The sequence below is a fragment of the Delftia sp. RIT313 genome (assembly GCF_000632165.1).
Taxonomy (GTDB): domain Bacteria; phylum Pseudomonadota; class Gammaproteobacteria; order Burkholderiales; family Burkholderiaceae_C; genus Comamonas; species Comamonas acidovorans.
In genome coordinates this window covers 21,280-42,118 of the sequence record NZ_JFYT01000059.1, presented here as the reverse complement: position 1 = coordinate 42,118, position 20,839 = coordinate 21,280, and the positions used below count along the sequence as shown (strand labels likewise).

Annotated in this window: 18 protein-coding genes and 1 tRNA gene; 8 read left to right on the top strand and 11 right to left on the bottom strand. The window is 66.6% G+C overall.

Annotation, left to right across the window (positions count from 1 at the left end; translation table 11 throughout):
- Positions 1-43 precede the first annotated feature (43 nt).
- On the top strand, positions 44-1,111 hold the full coding sequence (locus BW39_RS18470; RefSeq protein ID WP_013803056.1) for a 2,3-butanediol dehydrogenase: 1,068 nt from the start codon (positions 44-46) through the stop codon (positions 1,109-1,111).
- Between the two features lie 127 nt (positions 1,112-1,238).
- Here the strand turns inward: BW39_RS18470 and BW39_RS18465 are convergent.
- A tRNA-Ser gene (locus BW39_RS18465) sits at positions 1,239-1,328 on the bottom strand.
- A gap of 13 nt (positions 1,329-1,341) precedes the next feature.
- Positions 1,342-2,313 (bottom strand): LysR substrate-binding domain-containing protein, encoded by a 972-nt coding sequence (locus tag BW39_RS18460; RefSeq protein ID WP_043823558.1) that lies wholly within the window; start codon positions 2,311-2,313, stop codon positions 1,342-1,344.
- 196 nt (positions 2,314-2,509) lie between these two features.
- On the opposite strand from BW39_RS18460, the gene BW39_RS18455 reads away from it, so the two are divergent.
- A complete protein-coding gene (locus tag BW39_RS18455) occupies positions 2,510-2,914 on the top strand; it encodes a tautomerase family protein (protein ID WP_012204809.1) in 405 nt (134 codons plus the stop codon).
- 45 nt (positions 2,915-2,959) lie between these two features.
- Here BW39_RS18455 and BW39_RS18450 read toward each other — a convergent pair whose 3' ends face one another.
- Both BW39_RS18450 and BW39_RS18445 read right to left on the bottom strand, forming a co-directional pair.
- Positions 2,960-3,877 carry an SPFH domain-containing protein gene (locus tag BW39_RS18450; RefSeq protein WP_012204810.1) on the bottom strand — a complete coding sequence of 306 codons (918 nt, stop codon included), beginning with the start codon at positions 3,875-3,877 and terminating at the stop codon, positions 2,960-2,962.
- Between the two features lie 100 nt (positions 3,878-3,977).
- On the bottom strand, positions 3,978-4,403 hold the full coding sequence (locus BW39_RS18445) for an NfeD family protein (protein ID WP_012204811.1): 426 nt from the start codon (positions 4,401-4,403) through the stop codon (positions 3,978-3,980).
- A 149-nt stretch (positions 4,404-4,552) separates the two neighbouring features.
- On the opposite strand from BW39_RS18445, the gene BW39_RS18440 reads away from it, so the two are divergent.
- Complete coding sequence (locus BW39_RS18440; RefSeq protein WP_043823557.1) at positions 4,553-7,189, top strand: arginine/lysine/ornithine decarboxylase; 2,637 nt, start codon at positions 4,553-4,555, stop codon at positions 7,187-7,189.
- 96 nt (positions 7,190-7,285) lie between these two features.
- Here BW39_RS18440 and BW39_RS18435 read toward each other — a convergent pair whose 3' ends face one another.
- From BW39_RS18435 to BW39_RS18425, 3 genes are all read right to left on the bottom strand, one after another.
- On the bottom strand, positions 7,286-8,347 hold the full coding sequence (locus BW39_RS18435) for a Bug family tripartite tricarboxylate transporter substrate binding protein (RefSeq protein WP_043823556.1): 1,062 nt from the start codon (positions 8,345-8,347) through the stop codon (positions 7,286-7,288).
- A gap of 145 nt (positions 8,348-8,492) precedes the next feature.
- Positions 8,493-9,740, bottom strand: a complete 1,248-nt coding sequence (locus BW39_RS18430; protein ID WP_043823555.1) for a CaiB/BaiF CoA transferase family protein — start codon at positions 9,738-9,740, stop codon at positions 8,493-8,495.
- Positions 9,741-9,779: 39 nt separating this feature from the next.
- Complete coding sequence (locus tag BW39_RS18425) at positions 9,780-10,733, bottom strand: hydroxymethylglutaryl-CoA lyase (protein WP_043781550.1); 954 nt, start codon at positions 10,731-10,733, stop codon at positions 9,780-9,782.
- Positions 10,734-10,890: 157 nt separating this feature from the next.
- Between BW39_RS18425 and BW39_RS18420 the strand changes: the two genes are divergently transcribed.
- Entirely contained in the window at positions 10,891-11,622 is a 732-nt protein-coding gene (locus BW39_RS18420; protein WP_043823552.1) for an IclR family transcriptional regulator, read from the top strand.
- A 24-nt stretch (positions 11,623-11,646) separates the two neighbouring features.
- Here BW39_RS18420 and BW39_RS18415 read toward each other — a convergent pair whose 3' ends face one another.
- The 4 genes from BW39_RS18415 to fabI all read right to left on the bottom strand — a co-directional run bounded on the left by BW39_RS18415 (position 11,647) and on the right by fabI (position 14,829).
- The gene (locus BW39_RS18415; protein WP_012204817.1) at positions 11,647-12,567 is read right to left on the bottom strand and encodes a ZIP family metal transporter; all 921 of its coding nucleotides are present in this window, start codon (positions 12,565-12,567) and stop codon (positions 11,647-11,649) included.
- A gap of 35 nt (positions 12,568-12,602) precedes the next feature.
- Positions 12,603-13,238 (bottom strand): superoxide dismutase, encoded by a 636-nt coding sequence (locus BW39_RS18410; protein ID WP_012204818.1) that lies wholly within the window; start codon positions 13,236-13,238, stop codon positions 12,603-12,605.
- A gap of 62 nt (positions 13,239-13,300) precedes the next feature.
- Complete coding sequence (locus tag BW39_RS18405) at positions 13,301-13,813, bottom strand: hypothetical protein (RefSeq protein ID WP_043823551.1); 513 nt, start codon at positions 13,811-13,813, stop codon at positions 13,301-13,303.
- 215 nt (positions 13,814-14,028) lie between these two features.
- The gene (gene fabI, locus BW39_RS18400) at positions 14,029-14,829 is read right to left on the bottom strand and encodes an enoyl-ACP reductase FabI (protein ID WP_012204820.1); all 801 of its coding nucleotides are present in this window, start codon (positions 14,827-14,829) and stop codon (positions 14,029-14,031) included.
- Positions 14,830-14,953: 124 nt separating this feature from the next.
- Here fabI and BW39_RS18395 point away from each other — a divergent pair, with 124 nt between their 5' ends.
- The 4 genes from BW39_RS18395 to BW39_RS18380 all read left to right on the top strand — a co-directional run bounded on the left by BW39_RS18395 (position 14,954) and on the right by BW39_RS18380 (position 20,828).
- A complete protein-coding gene (locus BW39_RS18395) occupies positions 14,954-16,771 on the top strand; it encodes an extracellular solute-binding protein (RefSeq protein WP_081816244.1) in 1,818 nt (605 codons plus the stop codon).
- Between the two features lie 96 nt (positions 16,772-16,867).
- Positions 16,868-17,896, top strand: coding sequence for a microcin C ABC transporter permease YejB (locus tag BW39_RS18390; protein WP_013803046.1), 1,029 nt, complete (start codon positions 16,868-16,870; stop codon positions 17,894-17,896).
- 104 nt (positions 17,897-18,000) lie between these two features.
- The gene (locus tag BW39_RS18385; protein WP_081816243.1) at positions 18,001-19,143 is read left to right on the top strand and encodes an ABC transporter permease; all 1,143 of its coding nucleotides are present in this window, start codon (positions 18,001-18,003) and stop codon (positions 19,141-19,143) included.
- Positions 19,140-20,828 (top strand): ABC transporter ATP-binding protein, encoded by a 1,689-nt coding sequence (locus BW39_RS18380; RefSeq protein WP_043823549.1) that lies wholly within the window; start codon positions 19,140-19,142, stop codon positions 20,826-20,828. Before BW39_RS18385 ends, BW39_RS18380 begins: the two co-directional genes overlap by 4 nt.
- Positions 20,829-20,839: the final 11 nt, after the last annotated feature.

Sequence of the window (20,839 nt, the reverse complement as noted above, 5' to 3'; positions counted from 1 at the left end):
GTGCCGCCCGCCAACCCAGCCTTGCAAAACAGAAAGTTCAATCATGAAAGCAGCACGTTTCTACGACCGGGGCGACATCCGCATCGAAGACATCCCCGAACCCGTGGTGGAGCCCGGCACCGTGGGCATCGAGGTGGCCTGGTGCGGCATCTGCGGCACGGATTTGCATGAGTTCATGGAAGGGCCGATCTTCATTCCGCCCTGCGGCCATCCGCACCCCATCTCGGGCGAGTCCGCACCCATCACCATGGGGCACGAGTTCTCCGGCGTGGTGTACGCCGTGGGCGCGGGCGTCGACGATATCAAGGTCGGTCAGCACGTCGTGGTGGAGCCCTACATCGTGGCCGACGACGTGCCCACGGGGCCGGGCGACCACTACCACCTGTCCAAGGACATGAATTTCATCGGCCTGGGCGGGCGTGGCGGCGGGCTGTCCGAGCGGATTGCGGTCAAGCGCCGCTGGGTGCACCCGATCTCCAATGCCATTCCACTGGACCAGGCCGCGCTGATCGAGCCGCTGTCCGTGGGCCACCATGCCTACACCCGCAGCGGCGCGAAGGCGGGTGATGTGGCGCTGGTCGGCGGCGCAGGCCCCATCGGCCTGCTGCTGTCCGCCATCCTGAAGGCCAAGGGCCTGACGGTGGTCATCACCGAACTGAGCGCCAAGCGCAAGCAGAAGGCGCGTGAATCGGGCGTGGCCGATCACATCCTGGACCCCTCCGAAGTGGACGTGGTGGCCGAGGTGATGAAGCTCACCGGCGGCAAGGGCGTGGATGTGTCGTTCGAGTGCTCCAGCGTGAACAAGGTGCTGGACACGCTGGTGGCCGTGACGAAGGCCACGGGCGTGGTGGTGATCGTGTCCATCTGGAGCCATCCGGCCACCATCAACGTGCACAGCGTGGTCATGAAGGAGCTGGACGTGCGCGGCACCATTGCCTACTGCAACGACCACCAGGAAACCATCAAGCTGGTCGAGGAGGGCAAGATCAACCTCGAGCCCTTCATCACCCAGCGCATCCAGCTCGATGACCTGGTGGCGCAGGGCTTTGATACGCTGATTCACAATAACGAATCGGCGGTGAAGATCATCGTGCAGCCACGGCTCAGGTAGGCCGGGCGGCAGGCCTGAATCGAACCCGCTGCGATCAGGAGCGGGTTCGCCTGATGCCTGTCGTGCGGTCACACGCTGCACAAAGAAAAAAGCCCTTGATTGAATCAATCAAGGGCTTAGATCATTTTGGCGGAGAGGGCGGGATTCGAACCCGCGGTGGGGATTAGCCCACACACGCTTTCCAGGCGTGCGACTTAAACCGCTCATCCACCTCTCCGAAGACCGCGATTCTAGCATCGATTTTTGGGGGCGGCGGCGAAGTTGCCTGCCTGCGTGATCGGCATGCCTTGGACGGCTGGCACTTGCGGCATGGCCCGCACCTGCGCCTGCAGCCACGTGCACAGGGTGTCGAGCCGGGCAGGCGCGGCGGTGCTGCGGCGCAGTGCCAGGTAGCGGTAGCCGGAGGCCGTGAAGCCGAAGGGTGCCAGCAGGCGGCCGGCCTGCACGTCGTCCATCACCAGGTGCCAGGGAGCAACGGCTGCACCCAGGCCGCGCAGCGCCGCTTCCAGCGTGAAGTAGTAGTGCTCGTAGACGGGGCCTGCCGCTGCGGGCGGGGCCATGTCCATGGAGGCGGCCCACAGGTCCCAGGCATCGCGCCGGCCGCGCGTGTGCAGCAAGGGGAGGCTGGCCAGGTCCTGGGGCCGCGCGACAGGCCCGGCCATTGCGGGGGACATCACGGGGCCCAGGTATTCGTCGAAAAGCGGCAGGGCCCTCTCGTCGTCTGCAATGGCCTGGCCGCTGTTGCCGCTGCTGTCGGTGGGGATGGCCGTGATGAGCAGGTCGCAGCCTTCGCGTGCAGCGTCGGTGCCGGTGTCCGTGGTGCGCAGGCGCACCTCGATGCCGGGGTGGTGCGCGTGGAAGTCGAACAGCCGGGGGATCAGCCATTTGACGGTGAAGGTGCTGAAGCAGGCCACGTCCAGCGGGCCTTCGTGGGCGTCGCCCAGGCTGCGCACCGCCTCCTGGATCTGCTCGAAGGCCTGGGTGAGCGCGGGCTGCAGGGTGCGCGCCGCTGCGGTGAGCGTGGGGCGGGCCTTGGTGCCCGCGAACAGCGCCAGGCCTAGGTGCTGCTCCAGCTGCCGTACCTGGCGGCTGACGGCGCCGGGCGAGACGCACAGCTCGTCTGCCGCCGCCGTCATGCGGCCCAGGCGTGCGGCAGCTTCAAAGGCGCGCAGGGCGGCCAGCGGGGGCAGGCGGTGGGTCATGGGTGGGGTCATGAGTCGGGTCACGAGTCGGGTCACGGGCGGGTGGAGGCTATGTGAGTTCCAGGTACATAGAACCGGCCAAATCATCGCTTTTCAGGCAATGGGCCGGTGGATAGATTTGCCGATTCGGCCGGCAATCCTGCGTGGATTCTGGCCGGACTCTCCCTCTCCATTCGATCCCAAAGCACATAGCACCATGCCCTTCGTCCACACCTATCTGCCCCAGTCCACCTCCACTTCCCAGCGCGATGCCGTCGTGCAGGGCATCCACCAGGCGCTGGTGCAAGGCATTGGCATGCCCGAGGACGAGCTGTTCAACATGGTGCACCCGTACGCTCCCGGGCAGTTCGCGTTCAGCCGCAGTTTCAACGGGGTGGCGCGTTCGGATGCGGTGGTGGTGGTCGAGATCACCATGCGGCGCGGACGCAGCGACGCGATGAAGAAGGCCTTGTATGCGGCCATTGCGCGCAACCTGCACGAGGGGGCCGGGGTTGCGCCGGCCGATGTGTTCATCTTCATGCATGAGAACGACTACTCGGACTGGTCCGTGGGCCATGGGCGCTTCGCCATGGCACTGGTGCAGCAGACCGGCGCGCAATGAAAAACGGGCCGCGATGGCCCGTTCTTGGTGGGGTTCCGGCAGATCTCAGCTGGTGCGCTGCCCGGTCTGGATCATCTTCATGGCCGAGGTGATCAGACTCGATACCTCGGTCATGTTGCTGGGAACGATCAAGGTGGTGGTGGCGTCCGATGCCACCTGGCTGTAGGCCTCGACGGCCTTTTCGGCCACCTTGAGCTGCACGGCCTGTTCGCCGCCGGGCTGGCGGATGGCGTTGGCCACGCGTTCGATGGCCTGGGCCGTGGCGTCGGCCACGGCCTTGATGGATTCGGCCTCGCCCTGGGCCTTGTTGATGACGGCCTGCTTCTCGCCTTCGGAGCGTGCGATGAAGGCTTCGCGCTCGCCGGTGGCGATGTTGATCTGTTCCTGGCGGCGGCCTTCGGAGGCGGCGATCAGGGCGCGCTTTTCGCGCTCGGCCGTGATCTGGGCCTGCATGGAGCGCAGGATTTCGGCCGGCGGCGTCAGGTCCTTGATTTCATAGCGCAGTACCTTCACGCCCCAGTTGAGCGCGGCCTCGTCGATGGCGGAGACCACCTGGGCATTGATCATGTCGCGCTCCTCGAAGGTCTTGTCCAGCTCGAGCTTGCCGATCACGCTGCGCAGCGAGGTCTGGGCCAGCTGGGTGACGGCCATGATGTAGTTGGACGAGCCGTAGCTGGCGCGCATGGGATCGGTGACCTGGAAGTAGAGGATGCCGTCCACCTGCAGCTGGGTGTTGTCGCGCGTGATGCAGACCTGGCTGGGCACATCCAGCGGGATTTCCTTGAGGCTGTGCTTGTAGGCCACGCGGTCCACGAAGGGCACGAGGAAGTTCAGGCCCGGCGTGAGCGTGCCGGCGTACTTGCCAAGGCGTTCCTTGACCCAGGCGTGCTGCTGGGGCACGACCTTGACGGATCGTGCGATGAAGATGGCCGCGATGACGGCGATGACGATGGCGATTTCCATGGTGTCTCCAAGCCCGGAGGGCGTTCAGTGAAACAAGAGGGTGAGGCGAAGGGGCGCGAGGACTGCATCCCCAGGTGTGCGCAAGAGGCGAAGCGGTGGCTCAGAGCTTGTCCACGAGCAGCCGGTTGCCGACAACCTCGGCCACGCGGTGCATGCCGGCCGAGGGCAGGTTGCCCGGGCGGCCGATCACGGTCCATTGGGCGCCACGGTAGCGGACCTGGGCCGTGCCGTCGGAATTCCATTGCTCGACCATGACGGACTCGCCTATGTCGAGGTTGACATCGCGGTTGCTCGATGCCGGCTGGCGGCTGGGCTGGCGGCGGCGCACCAGATAGCAGGCCAGCACGAAGGCGCTGCCCAGCGCGGCGGCGATGATGATCTGTGCAATGGGCGCCAGGCCCGCATGCGCGCACAGCGCGCCGACGATGGCGCCCAGCGCCAGCATCAGCAGATAGAAGCTGCCGGTCAGCAGCTCGGCGATGACCAAGGCGCCGGCGACTAGCCACCAGATGGTGGAATATTCCATGCGTGAGACTCCCTTTGTGACAGTTGCTTGTGTTTAGTGCAGCACATTCTGGGTGAAAATCCGCACGCTTCAAAGGCGCAATAAGGATATTCCTTACACTTCGCGCCTGTTTCGTTTTTTGGCCCGCTCAGGTTACGGAGGCTGCCCCCATGAAGTTTCGCTTTCCCATCGTCATCATCGACGAGGACTACCGCTCCGAGAACACCTCGGGCCTGGGCATCCGCGCCCTGGCCCAGGCCATCGAGGAAGAAGGTTTCGAGGTGCTGGGCGTGACCAGCTACGGCGACCTGTCGCAATTCGCGCAGCAGCAAAGCCGGGCCAGTGCCTTCATTCTGTCCATCGATGACGAGGAGTTCTCGCTGGGCGATGGCGGAACCGATCCCGTGATCCACAGCCTGCGCAGCTTCATCGGCGAAGTGCGCCGCAAGAACGCCGATGTGCCGATCTACATCTACGGCGAGACCAAGACCAGCCGCCACCTGCCCAACGACATCCTGCGCGAGCTGCACGGCTTCATCCACATGTTCGAGGACACGCCGGAGTTCGTGGCCAAGCACATCATCCGCGAAGCCAAGAGCTACCTGGAAGGCGTGCAGCCGCCGTTCTTCAAGGCGCTGCTGGACTATGCGGAAGACGGCTCCTACAGCTGGCACTGCCCCGGTCACTCGGGCGGCGTGGCCTTCCTGAAAAGCCCCGTGGGCCAGATGTACCACCAGTTCTACGGCGAGAACATGCTGCGCGCCGACGTGTGCAACGCGGTGGAGGAGCTGGGCCAGCTGCTGGACCACAACGGCGCCATCGGCGAGAGCGAGCGCAATGCCGCCCGCATCTTCAATGCCGACCATTGCTACTTCGTGACCAACGGCACGTCCACGTCGAACAAGATCGTGTGGCACCACGCCGTGGCGCCCGGCGACGTGGTCGTGGTGGACCGCAACTGCCACAAGTCCATCCTGCACTCCATCATCATGACGGGTGCGATTCCGGTGTTCCTCAAGCCCACGCGCAACCACTTCGGCATCATCGGCCCGATCCCGCAAAGCGAGTTCTCGGTGGAGTCCATCCAGGCCAAGATCGCGGCCAATCCGCTGCTCAAGGGCGTGGATGCCAAGACGGTCAAGCCGCGCGTGCTGACGCTGACGCAGTCCACCTACGACGGCGTGCTCTACAACACCGAGACCATCAAGAGCATGCTGGACGGCTATGTGGCCAACCTGCACTTCGATGAGGCCTGGCTGCCGCACGCGGCTTTCCACCCGTTCTATGGCAGCTACCACGCCATGGGCAAGAAGCGCGCGCGCCCCAAGCACTCGGTGGTGTATGCCACGCAGTCCATCCACAAGCTGCTGGCCGGCATCAGCCAGGCCTCGCATGTGCTGGTGCAGGACAGCCAGACCGAAAAGCTGGACCACCACCTGTTCAACGAGGCGTACCTGATGCACACCTCGACCAGCCCGCAGTACAGCATCATCGCCAGCTGCGACGTGGCCGCCGCGATGATGGAGCCGCCCGGCGGCACGGCCCTGGTGGAGGAGTCCATTCTGGAAGCGCTGGACTTCCGCCGCGCCATGCGCAAAGTGGAGGACGAGTTCGGCGACGACGACTGGTGGTTCGAGGTCTGGGGTCCCGAGAAGCTGGCCGATGAAGGCGTGGGCTCGGCCCAGGACTGGATCATCCGCGGCCATGACGCGGCGCCCAAGCGCTCCAAGGCCAAGAACGGCAAGGAGTTCGACAACTGGCACGGCTTCGGCGAGCTGGCCGACGGCTTCAACATGCTGGACCCGATCAAGTCCACCATCGTGACGCCGGGCCTGGACCTGGACGGCGATTTCTCGGACACGGGCATCCCCGCCTCCATCGTGACCAAGTACCTGGCCGAGCACGGCGTGGTGGTGGAGAAGACGGGCCTGTACTCGTTCTTCATCATGTTCACCATCGGCATCACCAAGGGCCGCTGGAACACCATGCTGACGGCGCTGCAGCAGTTCAAGGACGACTACGACCGCAACCAGCCGCTGGCGCGCATCCTGCCCGAGTTCTGCCAGCAGCACCGCCGCTACGAGCGCATGGGCCTGCGCGACCTGTGCCAGCACGTGCACCAGCTGTACGCCAAGTACGACATCGCCCGCCTGACGACCGAGATGTACCTGTCGGACCTGCAGCCCGCCATGAAGCCCACCGATGCCTACGCCCACATCGCGCAGCGCAAGACCGAGCGCGTGGAGATCGACCACCTGGAAGGCCGCATCACCGTGGGCCTGGTCACGCCGTACCCGCCCGGCATTCCGCTGCTGATTCCCGGCGAAGTGTTCAACCGCAAGATCGTGGACTACTTGCTGTTTGCGCGCGAGTTCGCCAAGGAGTGCCCGGGCTTCGAGACCGACATCCACGGCCTGGTGGAACTGCAAAGCGAAGATGGCGAAGTGCGCTACTACGCCGACTGCGTGGCCGGGACCGCGCCGGCCCGCAAGACGCCGGCAGGTGGCAAGCCTGCTGCGAAAAAGGCCGTGAAGACGGCAGCCAAGCCTGCGGCCAAGGCAGCCGCCAAGACAGCTGGCAAGGCAGCCGCCAAGACAGTTGCCAAGGCAGCCGCGAAACCGGCAGCCAAGCCGGCCGGCAAGGTTGCCAAGGCCGCCGCGGTCACCGGGGTCAAGGCGCCTGCCAAGCGCCCCGCAGCGCGCAAGGCGCAGCCCGCCGCGCCTGAAGTCGGCACCGCAGCCAAGCCTGCGCGCGGCCGCAAGATGGTGCAGGTGGGGGACGATGGTCCCTTCGGCCGCACGATCTGATCGCCGGTCCGGCTGACGGCCCATAAAAAAGGCGCGGGTCCCGAAAGGGGCTCCGCGCCTTTTTCATTGCGCCGCTGCGGCGTTGTTATTCCGTGGTCACTCCAGGCGTATCTTTGCGTCGCGGATCAGCGCGGCCCAGTCCGTCTGTTCCTTGAGCAGGTATTGGGCCGCGTCCTGGATGCTGCCGCCCAGGGCCGTGCTGCCCTCGGCCTGCAGTTGCTGCTGCACGGCGGGCTGCTGCAGGGCCGCGTTCACGGCGGTGTTCATCTTCTGCACGATGGCAGCCGGCGTGCCCTTGGGCGCGACGATGAGCTTCCAGTCCACGGCCTCGAAGCCTGCATAGCCCGACTCGGCCACGGTGGGCACCTCGGGCAGGATGGGCAGGCGCTTGGCCGAGGTCACGGCCAGGGCGCGCAGCTTGCCGCCCTTGAGCAGCGGATAGACGGCCTGGGGCGTGCCGAACATGTAGTGCGTCTGCTTGCCCAGCAGGTCGGTCACGGCCGGCGCTGCGCCCTTGTAGGGCACGTTGAGCACCTGGATGCCGGCCTTGAAGGCCAGCATCTCGCCGGCCAGGTGGCCTACCGTGCCCGTCGATGCCAGGCCCTGGCGGATGCCGCCCGGGTCGGCCTTGGCGGCCTTGACCAGGTCCTGCACCGACTTCCATGGCGAGTCCTGCGGCACGACCAGCACCGTGGGCTGGGCGGCGACCAGGGCCACGGGGATCAGGTCGGTGCGCGGGTTGAAGGGCATGCTGGGCAGCAGGGCGGGGTTGATGGCGAGGTTGGCGGTCTGGCCCATGCCGAAGGTATAGCCATCCGGCGCGGACTTTGCCACGGCATCCAGGCCGATGTTGCCGCCCGCGCCGGGCTTGTTGTCCACGACCACGGTCCATTTGTTCAGCGTGCCCACGCGCTCGCTGATCTGGCGCGCGACCGCGTCCGTGCCGCCGCCCGGCGTGTAGGGCACGACCATGCGCACGGCGCGTGAGGGCCAGTGGTCAGGCTGGGCCTGGGCCGCCAGCGGGAGCAGGGCGGCAGCCAATGCGGGCAGGGCGCACAGCAGCAACTGGCGGCGCGGGGCGGAACAAGGGCGGGCCTGGGTCTGTGTCAGTGTCTGTATCTGTTTTTGGGCGGCCGGGTTGCGGTGGGTGGCGGGCATGGTGTTGTCTCCGGGAATTTTTGGGAAAAGGCCTCCCCGCCGGGCGCGCGGCAAGCGTCGTCCGGTGTGGGGTGGATGGGGTGCAAGGTTGCAGGGGCGCCGCGCGCCGGGTGGACGGCGGCGCCTTCAGTGGCTCAGCCTGGCGTCAGTGGGAAGCCTTGGCGTGGCTGTCGGTGGCGTCGCCCCGGGCCAGGGCCAGGGCCTGCTCGCTGCTGTAGCCCAGGGCGGTGAGGATCTCCAGGCTGTGCTCTCCCAGGCGCGGGGGCGACAGGCGCACATCCAGGCGCTTGCCGTCCAGCGTGAAGGGCAGCAGCACGGTCTTGGTCTCGCGGCCATCGGGCAGGGTGATGGGGGCCAGCGCGCCCGTGGCGTTCAGGTGCGGGTCTTCCAGCAGGTCCTGCGGGCGTGCAATGGGCGCGAAGGGCAGGCCGTTCTTCTCGAAGATCTCCGCAATGTGGGCGGCGCTGTGCGGGGCCATCTTCTCGCGCAGCAGCGGCATCAGCCAGCTGCGCGCCAGCACGCGGTCGTTGTTGCTGCCAAGGCGCGGATCGTCGCGCAGCTTGCCCAGGCCGAAGGCGTCGCAGAACAGGCGCCAGGCGCCATCGCTGACCACGGCCAGGAAGATCTGCTCGCCGTCCCGGACTTCGAACACGTCATAGATGGCCCAGGCCGAGATGCGTGCCGGCATGGGCGCGGCCGGCTTGCCGGTGACGGCGAACTGCATCATGTGCTGGGCGACCAGGAAGATGTTGTTCTCGAACAGCGCGCTTTGCACTTCCTGGCCGCGCCCGGTCTTCTCGCGCTGGGCCAGGGCAGCCATCGCGCCCATGGCGCCGAACATGCCGCCCATGATGTCGTTGACGCTGGCACCGGCGCGCAGCGGGTCGCCGGGGCGGCCCGTCATGTAGGCCAGGCCGCCCATCATCTGCACCACTTCGTCCAGCGCCGTGCGGTGCTCGTAGGGGCCGGGCAGAAAGCCCTTGTGGCTCACGTAGATGAGGCGCTCGAAGCGGTCCTTGAGGCTGTCGTAGTCCAGGCCCAGCTTGCGCATGGTGCCGGGCTTGAAGTTCTCGCAGACCACGTCGGCCGTGGCGATCAGGCGCAGCGCGGCCTGCTTGCCTTCCTCGGTCTGCAGGTCCAGCGTCAGGCTTTTCTTGTTGCGGTTGAACAGCGGGAAAAAGCCCGAGCCCGAGCCCAGCAGCTTGCGCGTGGCATCGCCGTCGCGGCCGTGGCCCACGGGCTCGATCTTGATGACTTCGGCGCCCAGGTCGGCCAGCATCATGCCGCAGGAGGGGCCCATGACCATGTGGGTGAACTCGACCACGCGGATGCCTGCGTAGGGCAGTGGCGCGGTCTGGCCTGCGGCCGTGTCGGGGGAGGTGGGTTGGCTCATGGAAAAACGGTGAATGAATGTGGGGGTTGTCGCTGCGGCTCAGGCCGGTGCGTAGATGCGGGGCACAAAGCCCTTGGGCAGGCCGGCCAGCGGCGTCATGCCGTGCAGCTCCTCACCGGGCAGGCCTGCGGCCAGCGGCTGGCGGGCGGCGATCAGGCGATCGATGTCCACGCCGGTGCGGATGCCCATGGCCTCGAACATGAAGACCAGGTCTTCGGTGACCACGTTGCCCGAGGCTCCGGGCGCATACGGGCAGCCGCCCAGGCCGGCAAGCGAGGCGTCAAAGGTGCGCACGCCTGCCTCGTAGGCGGCCAGGCAGTTGGCCAGGCCCAGGCCGCGCGTATTGTGCATGTGGGCCGCGCCTGCATGTTCGCCCAGCTCGGCGCGCAGCCGTGTGAACAGGCGCCGCACCTGGGCCGGGTTGGCCATGCCCGTGGTGTCGGACAGGCCCGATTCATCGGCGCCCGCCGCCACGCAGGCCAGGGCCAGTGCAATCACTTCGTCCTCCGGCACCAGCCCCTGCAGCGTGCAGCCGAATGCCGTGGAGATGCCCGCCTCGATCAGGGCCTGCGGCGCGATCTCGTCGCGCAGCGCGGCAATGGCCCGCACCTCGTCCACCATCTGCATGGGCGTCTTGCGCACATTGGCCATGGAGTGCGCGGGGCTGGCCGAGACGGGCAGCGTGACCTTGTGGGCGCCGGCGCGCAGCGCGGCCTCGGCGCCGCGCAGATTGGGGGCCAGTGCCATCACGGTGACGCCGGGCAGGGTGATGGCCTGGGCGACCACCTCGGCCGCGTCGGCCATCTGCGGCAGCAGCTTGGGCGAGACGAAGGAGCCGACCTCGATCTCCTGCAGGCCTGCATGGGCCAGCGCGGCGATCCAGGCCAGCTTGTGCGCCGTGGACATGGTGGAGGCCACGGACTGCAGGCCATCGCGCGGGCCGACTTCACTGATGAGTACGTCAAAACGGTGGGAGGACATGGGCAGTTGCATCCGGTGGTGGGTGTCGATGGTGGCGGATTCACCTGTTGACATCGGGGTTCTGTGTGGTTCTAATAGATAGAACTGTATTCTTTCTATTGAAATATTCCCTGCTGCACGCGCCATCGTCAAGCCTGCGTGCCTGGGGTTTTCCCTTGGGTGCCTTTTTATGCCTCGCAAATCAGTGACGGAATCGGTGGCCGACGAGAACGCCGCGCCGGGCGGCGTGGCGGCCGTGGACAGGGCCTTGAGCCTGCTGGCAGCGTTTCGCGACGGCGACGACGGGCTGACGCTGGCCCAGTTGTCGGAGCGCACGCGCCTGTACAAGAGCACCGTGCTGCGGCTGCTGGCCTCGCTGGAGCATGGCGGCTGGGTGCTGCGCATGGATGACGGCCGCTACGCCGTGGGCGCGGCCGTGGCGCGGCTGAACACCGTCTATGCCCGGCATTTCTCGCTGGACAGCGTGGTCATGCCCGTGCTGCGCACCCTGGTGCAGGCCACGGGCGAAAGTGCGGCCTACCACGTGCGCCAGGGCCAGGACCGGCTGTGCCTGTACCGCGTGGATTCGCCCCATCCCGTGCGCGACCATGCACGCACGGGCGATCTGCTGCCGCTGGGCCAGGGCGCAGGCGGGCGCGTGCTGTCGGCTTTCGATGCCGAGCTGTATGCCGCATCGCGCGGCGGCAGCCGCACGCAACTGGCCCGTGTGCGCGCTGATGGCTACTGCGCCATGGTGGGAGACAGGCACCGCGAGATCGCCGGGATTTCGGCCCCCGTGTTCAAGCGCGATGGGGAATTGGCAGCGGCGCTGACACTGACCATGCCAGCCCACCGCTATGAAGAGCGCCACGCCCGCCATGTGCTGGCGGCGGCGCGGGACCTGGGGCTTTTGCTGCCCTGAGCCAGGCGTGCGCGGTACGCTGGCTCAGCCCAGGGCCGTGTCCAGCACCATCATCAGCACGAAACCCAGCATGAGGCCGCCCGTGGCAAAGGCTTCATGGCCCTTGCGGTGCGACTCGGGAATGATTTCGTGGCTGATCACGAACAGCATGGCGCCCGCTGCAAAGCCCAGGCCCCAGGGCAGCATGGCTGCCGAGCCGCTCACGATGGCTGCCCCCAGCACGGCGCCCACGGGCTCCACCAGGCCGGAGGCCATGCCCAGCAACACGGCAAAGCTGCGCTTGTAGCCTGCGGCCAGCAGGGCCACGGCCACCACCAGGCCTTCGGGCACATCCTGTATGGCAATGCCCGTGGCCAGCGCATTGGCGCGCAATCCGTCGTTGCCCGCATAGCCCACGCCGATGGCCAGGCCTTCGGGCAGGTTGTGCAGGGTGATGGCGAAGACGAACAGCCAGGTGCGCTGCAGCTTGCGCGCGCCTTGCGGGTCCAGGCCTTCGCGGCCCTTGATGAAGTGCTCATGGGGCAGGAGCCTGTCCATGAGCATGAGGGCGGCACCGCCCATCAGGATGGCCGAACCTATGACCCCGCCAGCCGCCCAGCTGCCGCCACCGAACAGTTCCTGGGTGCGCACGGCCTCCAGTCCCGGCAGGATCAGCGAGAAGGCGCAGGCGGCCAGCATGACCCCGGCGCCAAAGCCGAACAGGGTGTCCTGCGTGCGCTCGGACAGGCGCTGGGACAGCATCACGGGCACGGTGCCCAGTGCGGTCGCCAGCGCGGCGGCCGAGCCTCCGGCCAGGGCCTGGAAGACCACCGGATGGTTCTGGGCGTAGGCCCAGAACTGGCTGGTGAGCGCCCAGGCGCCGGCCATCATGATGGCCAGGCCTATCCACAGGCGGATGTTGGACCGTACGCTGGTCTTGGAGCGGAAGCGTTGTGGCAGATCCATGCTGGTCGAGGTCAGAGGTTGGCGTTGCGGACCGTTCAGCCGCGTGCGGCGGCGTAGCGGCGGGCCACTTCGGCCCAGTTGACTACGTTGTAGAACGCCGCGATGTATTCAGGGCGGCGGTTCTGGTACTTGAGGTAGTAGGCGTGTTCCCACACGTCCAGGCCCAGGATGGGGGTGGCGCCGGAGCCGATGCCGGCCATCAGCGGGCTGTCCTGGTTGCCGCTGCTTTCCACGGCCAGCTTGCCGTCCTTGCCCACCACCAGCCAGGCCCAGCCGCTGCCAAAGCGCGTGAGCGCGGCCTGGGTGAAGGCGGCCTTGAAGGCATCGAAGCCGCCCAGTTCACGGTCAATGGCCTGTGCCAGTTCGCCCGAGGGAGCACCGCCGCCGCCCTGGTCCACGGGGGCCATCACGGTCCAGAACAGGCTGTGGTTGGCGTGCCCGCCGCCGTTGTTGCGCACGGCACCGCGAACGCCTTCGGGCAGCAGGGACAGGTCGGCGATCAACTGCTCCACGGGCTGGCTGCCGTGCGGCGTGTCCTTGAGCGCGGCATTCAGGTTGTTCACATAGGCCTGATGGTGCTTGGTGTAGTGGATCTCCATGGTCTGCGCATCGATATGGGGCTCCAGCGCGTCGTAGGCGTAGTTCAGGGGAGGCAGGGTGTAGTTGCTCATGTGGTTTCTTTCAGGGACTACGGGGAAAAAATCGGTGCGTTGCGATGCCTGTGCGGCGGCAATCAATGCGCCAGCCGGGGCGGCAGGGCCGTGGCTGTGCAGTCGAAGACGCGGGCCGAGGCCTGAAGCGCCGCATCGATGCGGGGCTGGCTGCCGTGCTGGCGCTGCCACTGCAGCAGGGCTGAATGGGTTTCGCGCATATGGCGCCAGGCGGCGCTGCACACGGCGGCCGCATAGTGGCGCGCATCACCCAGGGCCAGCAGGCCCTGGTGCGCCTCGCACAGGTATTCGATGGCCAGTGCGGGCTGCTGGCGCAATGCCAGCAACTCGGCAAGGTTGTGGTGGGAGACCACCCAGGCGGCCATGCAGTGATCGGCGTGTTCCGCCAGCAGCGGGCCGGCGATGAGGCGCTGCGCCACATGCAGGGCCTTCATCTGCATGGCGAGCGCGCTCTCGATCTGGCCTGCATGGAAATGCCCATGGGCGCGGCGCGCCAGCTGTTCCCATTGATTCAGGGATGCTTCGGAGGGTGCCGGGACGGGAGAGGGCAGACTGAGGTCAGAGGTTGCTTGCATATCTGCTGGCTCCGAGGTTTTCAGAGGTTCTTTGATATTGATCTGAGAATTGTATTATTCATGAGAATCATTCTCATTCAAAACAAAAATGACCGTATGCGATCCGATGTGTATTCCCTTTCGCGCATCGGCAGGATGCGGATGCCTGGATTCCAGGCGAAAAAAAGCCCCGCAGGCGGCAATGCCTGCGGGGCGGGTCGCAGTCTGGCGTTGACTTAGACCTGGTCGGCCGACAGGCCTGCAGTCTGGCTGAAGCCGCCGTCCACGTAGGTGATCTCGGCCGTCACGCCCGAGGCGAGGTCCGACAGCAGGAAGGCGGCCACATTGCCCACGTCCTCGATGGTCACGTTGCGGCGCAGCGGCGATGCATCGGCCACGCGGCCCAGCAGCTTGCCGAAGTCCTTGATGCCCGAGGCGGCCAGGGTCTTGATGGGACCGGCCGAGATGCCGTTGGCGCGGATGGCGCGGCCGTCTGCCGTGCGGCCCACGGCCTCGGCCAGGTAGCGCACCGAGGCTTCCAGCGATGCCTTGGCCAGGCCCATGGTGTTGTAGTTGGGGATGGAGCGCAGCGCGCCCAGGTACGACAGCGTCAGCAGCGAGGACTTGTCGTTGAGGTAGGGCAGGGCCGCCTTGGCCATGGCCGGGAAGCTGTAGGCGCTGATGTCGTGCGCGATCTTGAAGCCTTCGCGCGACAGGCCGTCCAGGAAGTTGCCGGCGATGGCCTCGCGCGGTGCAAAGCCGATGCTGTGCACGAAGCCGTCGAACTTGCCCCAGGTCGCGCCAAGGTCGGCGAACAGCTTGTCGATCTGGGCATCGTCTGCCACGTCGCAGTCAAAGATCAGCTTGGAGTCGAATTCGGCGGCGAACTCGGTGATGCGGTCCTTGAAGCGCTCGCCCACATAGCTGAAGGCCAGCTCCGCGCCCTGTGCATGGCAGGCCTTGGCGATGCCGTAGGCGATGGAGCGGTTGGACAGAACGCCCGTGATCAGCAGTTTTTTACCGGCGAGAAAGCCCATTGTTGTTCTCCAGAGAAAGTGAGTGGAAGTGCGCACCAGCTGGCGGCGACGGCCGGGGCCCGCGTCAGCGTTTGCCAGCGGAAGGGCTGGCTGCGTGGTGCAGAATTGTCGCATGCGCCATTGGATGATTTCTTCGCTGCTGCTGGCCTCGGCGTGTGTGCCGGCCTGGGGCTCGCATGCCTATGCCCTGTGGGGCGAGCCCCGCTATGCCGAGGGCTTCAGCCATTTCGACTATGTCAACGCCAAGGCCCCCAAGGGCGGCGAGCTGCGCCTGGTGAGCAATCTGCGCATCTCCACCTTTGACAAATACAACCCGTTCACCATCAAGGGGTCGTCGCCCGCCTATCTGGCGGAGCTGATGTTCGACACCTTGCTGTGGCCCTCGCTGGACGAGACCGCCACCGGCTACGGATTGCTGGCCGAGGATGTGCAGGCCGCGGCCGACGGCCTGTCCGCCACATTCCGGTTGCGGCCCCAGGCACGCTTTCACAACGGAAAGCCCGTGCTGGCCGCCGATGTCAAGTTCAGCTATGACACGCTGGTGGGCCCGCATGCACTGCCCGGCTACAGAACGCTGTTCTTCGATGTGGCGGGCGTCGATGTGCTGGACGAGCGCACCGTGCGCTTTCGCTTCAAGCAGCCGAACCGGGAATTGCCGCTGACCGTGGGGGCCATTCCAGTGTTCAGCCGCGACTGGGGCGTGGAAAACGGCAAGGCCAAGCCCTTCGACCAGGTGGTGACGGACACGCCCATCGGCAGCGGGCCCTACAAGATAGGTCCCGTGCGATTCGGCAAGGACATCACCTATGTGCGTGACCCGGACTACTGGGGCCGTGATCTGCCTGTGCGCGTGGGCACGGCCAATTTCGATCGCATCTCCGTCAAGATCTACCGCGACAACACGGCAAGGCTGGAGGCGCTGAAGGCCGGGGAGTTCGACCTCATGCGCTTTTACAGCGCCGGCGACTGGGCGCGGCGCCTGTACGGCAAGCGTTTCGACCGGGGCGAGCTGGTCAAGGGCGAGTTCAGCAACAAGCTGCCATCGGGATTCCAGAGCTATGTGCTCAACGTGCGCCGGCCTGTGCTGCAGGACGTTCGGGTGCGCCGCGCCCTGGGCCTGGCCATGGACTACGAGTGGATGAACCGGCAGATGTTCTACGGTTCCTACCAGCGCGTGCGCGGGCTGTTCGGCAACACGGCCTGCGAGACCCATGGCGAGCCCTCGCCAGAGGAGCTGGCGCTGATGGAGCCCTTGCGCAAGAGCATTCCGCCGGAGGCCTTCGGCCCCATGGCCGAGCCGCCGCGCACCGATGGCGACAGCTCGTTGCGCGGAAATCTGCGCCAGGCGCGGCAACTGCTGGCCGATGCCGGCTGGACCATTCAGGATGGCGTGCTGCGCAACGCGCGGGGCCAGGCCATGGAGCTGGAGTACCTGGACAGCAGCGAGTCGGGCATACGCCAGGTCTCGCCCTGGATACGCAATCTGGAAAAGCTGGGCATCCGGCTGCGCTTTCGCTCGGCGGACTTTGCGCTGTACCAGCAGCGCGTGGAGAAGTTCGACTACGACATCATCTCCATCGCCTACCAGGGCACGAACAATCCGGGCCAGGAGTTCGCCGACCTGTTCGGCAGCCAGGCGGCGGCAACCGAGGGTTCCGGCAATTTCCCCGGCGTGAAGAACCCGGCGGTCGACGCCATGATCCGCCGCATGACCGAGGCCAAGACAGAGGCGCAACTGTTGCCTGCCTGCCACGCACTCGAACGCATCATCACGCACGACCACTATCTGATTCCGCAGTGGAGCGCGGGCACGCACCGCATGGTCTACGACTCCTGGCGCCTGGTGCGGCCGGCCGTGGTTCCGGCCTATGCGAAGGGCGAGAGCTGGGCCATGGACACCTGGTGGGCCCGCATGCCGGTGCTGACCGCGCCGCCTCCATGAGCCGGCGTTGCGGCTGTGTCGTTGCGATCCGTTGCATGATGAGGGCGTCCCCCGGCCGGGGCCCCTCCCCGCAATGGACATAATGCAAGACTTCTTATGTGGGCCTACATATTCAAACGCTTGCTGCTGATGGTGCCGACCCTGCTGGGCGTACTGCTGCTGACCTTCGTGGTCGTGCAGTTCGTGCCCGGTGGCCCGGTCGAGCAGTATCTGGCCGAGGCCAAGGCCAGCGTGGGCCGTGGCGGCGAGGGCGGTGGCCTGGCCTACCGTGGCAACCAGGGGGTGGACCCCCAGCGCATAGAGCAGATCAAGGCCCTCTACGGCTTTGACAAGCCGGCCCATGAGCGCTTCTTCCAGATGCTCGGGCAGTTCGCGCGGTTCGACCTGGGGCGCAGTTTCTTTCAGAACAAGGATGTCTGGCAGCTGATCAAGGAGAAGCTGCCGGTCTCGGCCAGCCTGGGACTGTGGACCTTTTTCATCAGCTACCTCGTTGCCGTGCCGCTGGGCATTGCCAAGGCCGTGCGGGCCGGCTCGCGGTTCGACTTCGCCACCACGCTGCTGATCCTGGTCGGCTATGCGATTCCGGGTTTCGTGCTGGGCGTGGCGCTGTTGGTGATCTTTGGCGGCCAGTTGCAGTGGTTTCCGCTGCGCGGGCTGACTTCCTCCAACTGGGACGAGTTGTCCTGGGGCGCGCGCATCGTGGACTATCTCTGGCATATCGCGCTGCCGGTGACGGCCATGGTGGCGGGCAGCTTCGCCATCACGGCCATGCTGACCAAGAATGCCTTCCTGGAAGAGATCCGCAAGCAGTACGTGCTGACTGCGCGTGCCAAGGGCCTGTCCGAGCGGCAGGTGCTCTACCGCCACGTGCTGCGCAATGCGCTGATCCCCATCGTCACCGGATTTCCGGCCGCCTTCATCGGGGCCTTCTTCACGGGCTCGCTGCTGATAGAGACACTGTTCTCGCTGGACGGCCTGGGCCTGCTCAGCTATGACAGCGTGATTCGGCGCGACTATCCCGTGGTGCTGGGCACGCTGTATCTGTTCACGCTGATCGGCCTGGTGACCAAGCTGGTCAGTGACCTTTGTTATGTGTGGGTGGATCCGCGTGTACGGTTTGACTAGGTACCTTCCGAGCCGCTTCGCGGCTTGCCCGGTATGCACGGCGCCCTGTATCGCGGGGGGCGGACGGGCGGCGCGTGGCGCCGGGCTTCGTTTCCTGGAGCGACATGGACACTGAAATGCAATCCGTTGTGGTTTCTGGAACGGGGCTGCCAGGGGCTGGGGCGCCTGCACCGCTGGCGGCGGCGGCGGTTTCGCCGGCGCGGCGGGCCTGGATGCGGTTCAGGCGCAATCGGCTGGGATATTGGAGCCTGGTGGCGTTTTGCGTGATGGTGGTGCTGAGCCTGGGCGCCGAGCTGATCAGCAACGACCGGCCCCTGGTGGTGCGCTACGAAGGCCAGACCTACTGGCCGCTGTGGAACGATTATTCCGAGAAGACTTTCGGCGGCGACTTCGAGACGGCCACCGACTACCTGGACCCCTTCATCCGCGACCGCCTGAGCCAGGGCGACAACTGGGCGCTGTATACGCTCAATCCCTATGGGCCACAGGCGCTGAACTACTTTGCGACCTCGCCCAATCCGGCGCCGCCCTCGCGCGACAACCTTCTGGGTACCGATGACCGGGGGCGCGATCTGCTGGCCCAGCTGATCTACGGGTTTCGCGTCAGCGTGCTGTTTGCGCTGGCGCTGACGGCGTCGGGCGTGGTGCTGGGCGTGGTGACGGGGGCCGTCCAGGGTTTTTTCGGCGGCAGGACCGATCTGGCATTCCAGCGCTTCATCGAGATCTGGGGCTCCATGCCCGAGCTGTATCTGCTGATCATCTTCAGCGCGGTGCTGGCGCCAAGCGTCTCGCTGCTGCTGGTGCTGCTGTCGTTGTTCGGCTGGATGGGCCTGTCGGACTACGTGCGTGCCGAGTTCCTGCGCAACCGCCAGCTGGACTATGTGAAGTCGGCGCGGGCGCTGGGCGTGGGCAATGGCGCGCTGATCTGGCGCCATCTGCTGCCCAACAGCATGACGCCCGTGGTGACCTTTTTGCCGTTTCGCATGAGTGCGGCCATCCTGGCCCTGACCTCGCTGGACTTCCTGGGGCTGGGCGTGCCGCCTGACACCCCCAGCCTGGGTGAGTTGCTGAACCAGGGCAAGAACAGCATCGATGCCTGGTGGATCTCGCTGTCCACCTTTGCCGTGCTGGTGGTGACGCTGCTGCTGCTGACCTTCATGGGCGATGCGCTGCGCGATGCGCTGGACCCGCGCAAGGCCGCTGCCAGCGATGCCGCCCCCGGTGTCGATGCAAAGGACGCCGCATGAACGCAGAGCAGCCGGCAATGGAGCTACCTTCGCCCCCCGGCCGTGGCCGGACATTGCTGTCCGTGCGCAACCTGCGCGTGCGCTTCGGCAGCAAGGATGTGGTGCACGGCGTGAGCTTCGACCTGGCGGCAGGCGAGAAGCTGGCGCTGGTGGGCGAGTCCGGCTCGGGCAAGACCATCACCGCGCTGTCGCTGCTGCGGCTGGCTGGAGACGCTCAGTTGGGAGGCCAGGCCCTGTTCGACGGCCGCGACCTGCTGCGCCTGCCCGAGCGCGAGATGCGCGCCGTGCGCGGCGGCGACGTGGCCATGATTTTCCAGGAGCCCATGACGGCGCTCAACCCGCTGATGACCGTGGGCGAGCAGGTGGGCGAGGTGCTTCGCCTCAAGCAAGGGCTGACGCGAGCGCAATCCCTGGTCCAGGCCACCGAATTGCTGGCGACCACCGGCATTGCCGAGCCTGTGCGCCGCGCCCGCGCCTTTCCCCACCAGCTCAGTGGCGGGCAGCGCCAGCGCGCCATGATCGCCATGGCGCTGGCCAGCAGCCCGCGCCTGCTCCTGGCCGACGAGCCGACGACGGCACTCGATGTCACGCTGCGCGGCCAGATCCTGCAGTTGCTCGATGACCTGCAGCGCCAGACCGGCATGGCCGTGCTGATGATCACGCACGACCTGCACCTGGTGCGGCGCTTTGCCGACCGCGTGGCGGTGATGGAGCGCGGGCAACTGGTGGAGCAGGGCGGGGTGTCGGCGGTCATGGCGGCTCCGCGCCATGCCTATACGCGCAAGCTGCTGGCCAGCGTGCCGCGCCGCGACCTGATCGAGGTGGAGGCAGGCGCCCAGGCCACGGCTGGCGAGCCGCTGGTGCAGGCCCAGGGCCTCAAGGTCAGCTATCCGGTGCCGCTGGCAGGCATGCGCGGATGGTTCGGCCAGGGGCGCTTCGTCGCCGTGCAGTCCGCAGACCTGGCGCTGTTGCCCGGGCGCACCGTGGGTGTGGTCGGTGAATCAGGATCGGGCAAGTCCACGCTGGCCCAGGCCGTGCTGGGGCTGCTGCCCCATGAAGGACGGCTGCGCATTGCCGGCCATGCCTGGCAGCAGCCAGCCACGCGCAACTCGCCCGCCAACCGTGCGCTGCGGCGCAAGGTGCAGGTGGTGTTCCAGGACCCGTACTCATCGCTGTCGCCCCGGCTGACGCTGGAGCAGATCGTTGGCGAAGGCCTGCGCGTGCATGCGCCGTCGCTGACGGCGCCGCAGCAACGCGACCGCATCGTGGAGATGCTGTCGGCCGTGGGCCTGACGCAGGAACAGTTTCCCGGCCTGCTTGACCGCTATCCCCACGAATTCTCGGGAGGTCAGCGCCAGCGCATCGCCATTGCACGCGCTCTGGTGCTGGAGCCCGAGGTGCTGGTGCTCGACGAGCCCACCAGCGCGCTGGATGTGACCATTCAGCAGCAGGTGCTGGGCCTGCTGCAGCGGCTGCAGCGCGAGCGGGGACTGGCCTATCTGCTGATCACGCATGACGTGGACGTGATCCGCGCCATGGCCCATGACGTGGTGGTCATGAAGGATGGCGCCATCGTCGAATCCGGCCCCGTCGCCCAGGTGCTGGGCGCGCCGCGCCAGGCGTACACGCAGCGGCTGGTGGAGGCCGCCGGCTTCTCGGGCGACGGCATGCCCGAGGGGTTCTGAGGCAGTTGCCG

Excerpts from the sequence above, each read along its gene's own strand:
- BW39_RS18470 (WP_013803056.1), top strand. The coding sequence starts at position 44 with ATGAAAGCAGCACGTTTCTACGACCGGGGCGACATCCGCATCGAAGAC.
- BW39_RS18460 (WP_043823558.1), bottom strand. The coding sequence starts at position 2,313 with ATGACCCACCGCCTGCCCCCGCTGGCCGCCCTGCGCGCCTTTGAAGCT.
- BW39_RS18455 (WP_012204809.1), top strand. The coding sequence starts at position 2,510 with ATGCCCTTCGTCCACACCTATCTGCCCCAGTCCACCTCCACTTCCCAG.
- BW39_RS18450 (WP_012204810.1), bottom strand. The coding sequence starts at position 3,877 with ATGGAAATCGCCATCGTCATCGCCGTCATCGCGGCCATCTTCATCGCA.
- BW39_RS18445 (WP_012204811.1), bottom strand. The coding sequence starts at position 4,403 with ATGGAATATTCCACCATCTGGTGGCTAGTCGCCGGCGCCTTGGTCATC.
- BW39_RS18440 (WP_043823557.1), top strand. The coding sequence starts at position 4,553 with ATGAAGTTTCGCTTTCCCATCGTCATCATCGACGAGGACTACCGCTCC.
- BW39_RS18435 (WP_043823556.1), bottom strand. The coding sequence starts at position 8,347 with ATGCCCGCCACCCACCGCAACCCGGCCGCCCAAAAACAGATACAGACA.
- BW39_RS18430 (WP_043823555.1), bottom strand. The coding sequence starts at position 9,740 with ATGAGCCAACCCACCTCCCCCGACACGGCCGCAGGCCAGACCGCGCCA.
- BW39_RS18425 (WP_043781550.1), bottom strand. The coding sequence starts at position 10,733 with ATGCAACTGCCCATGTCCTCCCACCGTTTTGACGTACTCATCAGTGAA.
- BW39_RS18420 (WP_043823552.1), top strand. The coding sequence starts at position 10,891 with ATGCCTCGCAAATCAGTGACGGAATCGGTGGCCGACGAGAACGCCGCG.
- BW39_RS18415 (WP_012204817.1), bottom strand. The coding sequence starts at position 12,567 with ATGGATCTGCCACAACGCTTCCGCTCCAAGACCAGCGTACGGTCCAAC.
- BW39_RS18410 (WP_012204818.1), bottom strand. The coding sequence starts at position 13,238 with ATGAGCAACTACACCCTGCCTCCCCTGAACTACGCCTACGACGCGCTG.
- BW39_RS18405 (WP_043823551.1), bottom strand. The coding sequence starts at position 13,813 with ATGCAAGCAACCTCTGACCTCAGTCTGCCCTCTCCCGTCCCGGCACCC.
- fabI (WP_012204820.1), bottom strand. The coding sequence starts at position 14,829 with ATGGGCTTTCTCGCCGGTAAAAAACTGCTGATCACGGGCGTTCTGTCC.
- BW39_RS18395 (WP_081816244.1), top strand. The coding sequence starts at position 14,954 with ATGATTTCTTCGCTGCTGCTGGCCTCGGCGTGTGTGCCGGCCTGGGGC.
- BW39_RS18390 (WP_013803046.1), top strand. The coding sequence starts at position 16,868 with ATGTGGGCCTACATATTCAAACGCTTGCTGCTGATGGTGCCGACCCTG.
- BW39_RS18385 (WP_081816243.1), top strand. The coding sequence starts at position 18,001 with ATGGACACTGAAATGCAATCCGTTGTGGTTTCTGGAACGGGGCTGCCA.
- BW39_RS18380 (WP_043823549.1), top strand. The coding sequence starts at position 19,140 with ATGAACGCAGAGCAGCCGGCAATGGAGCTACCTTCGCCCCCCGGCCGT.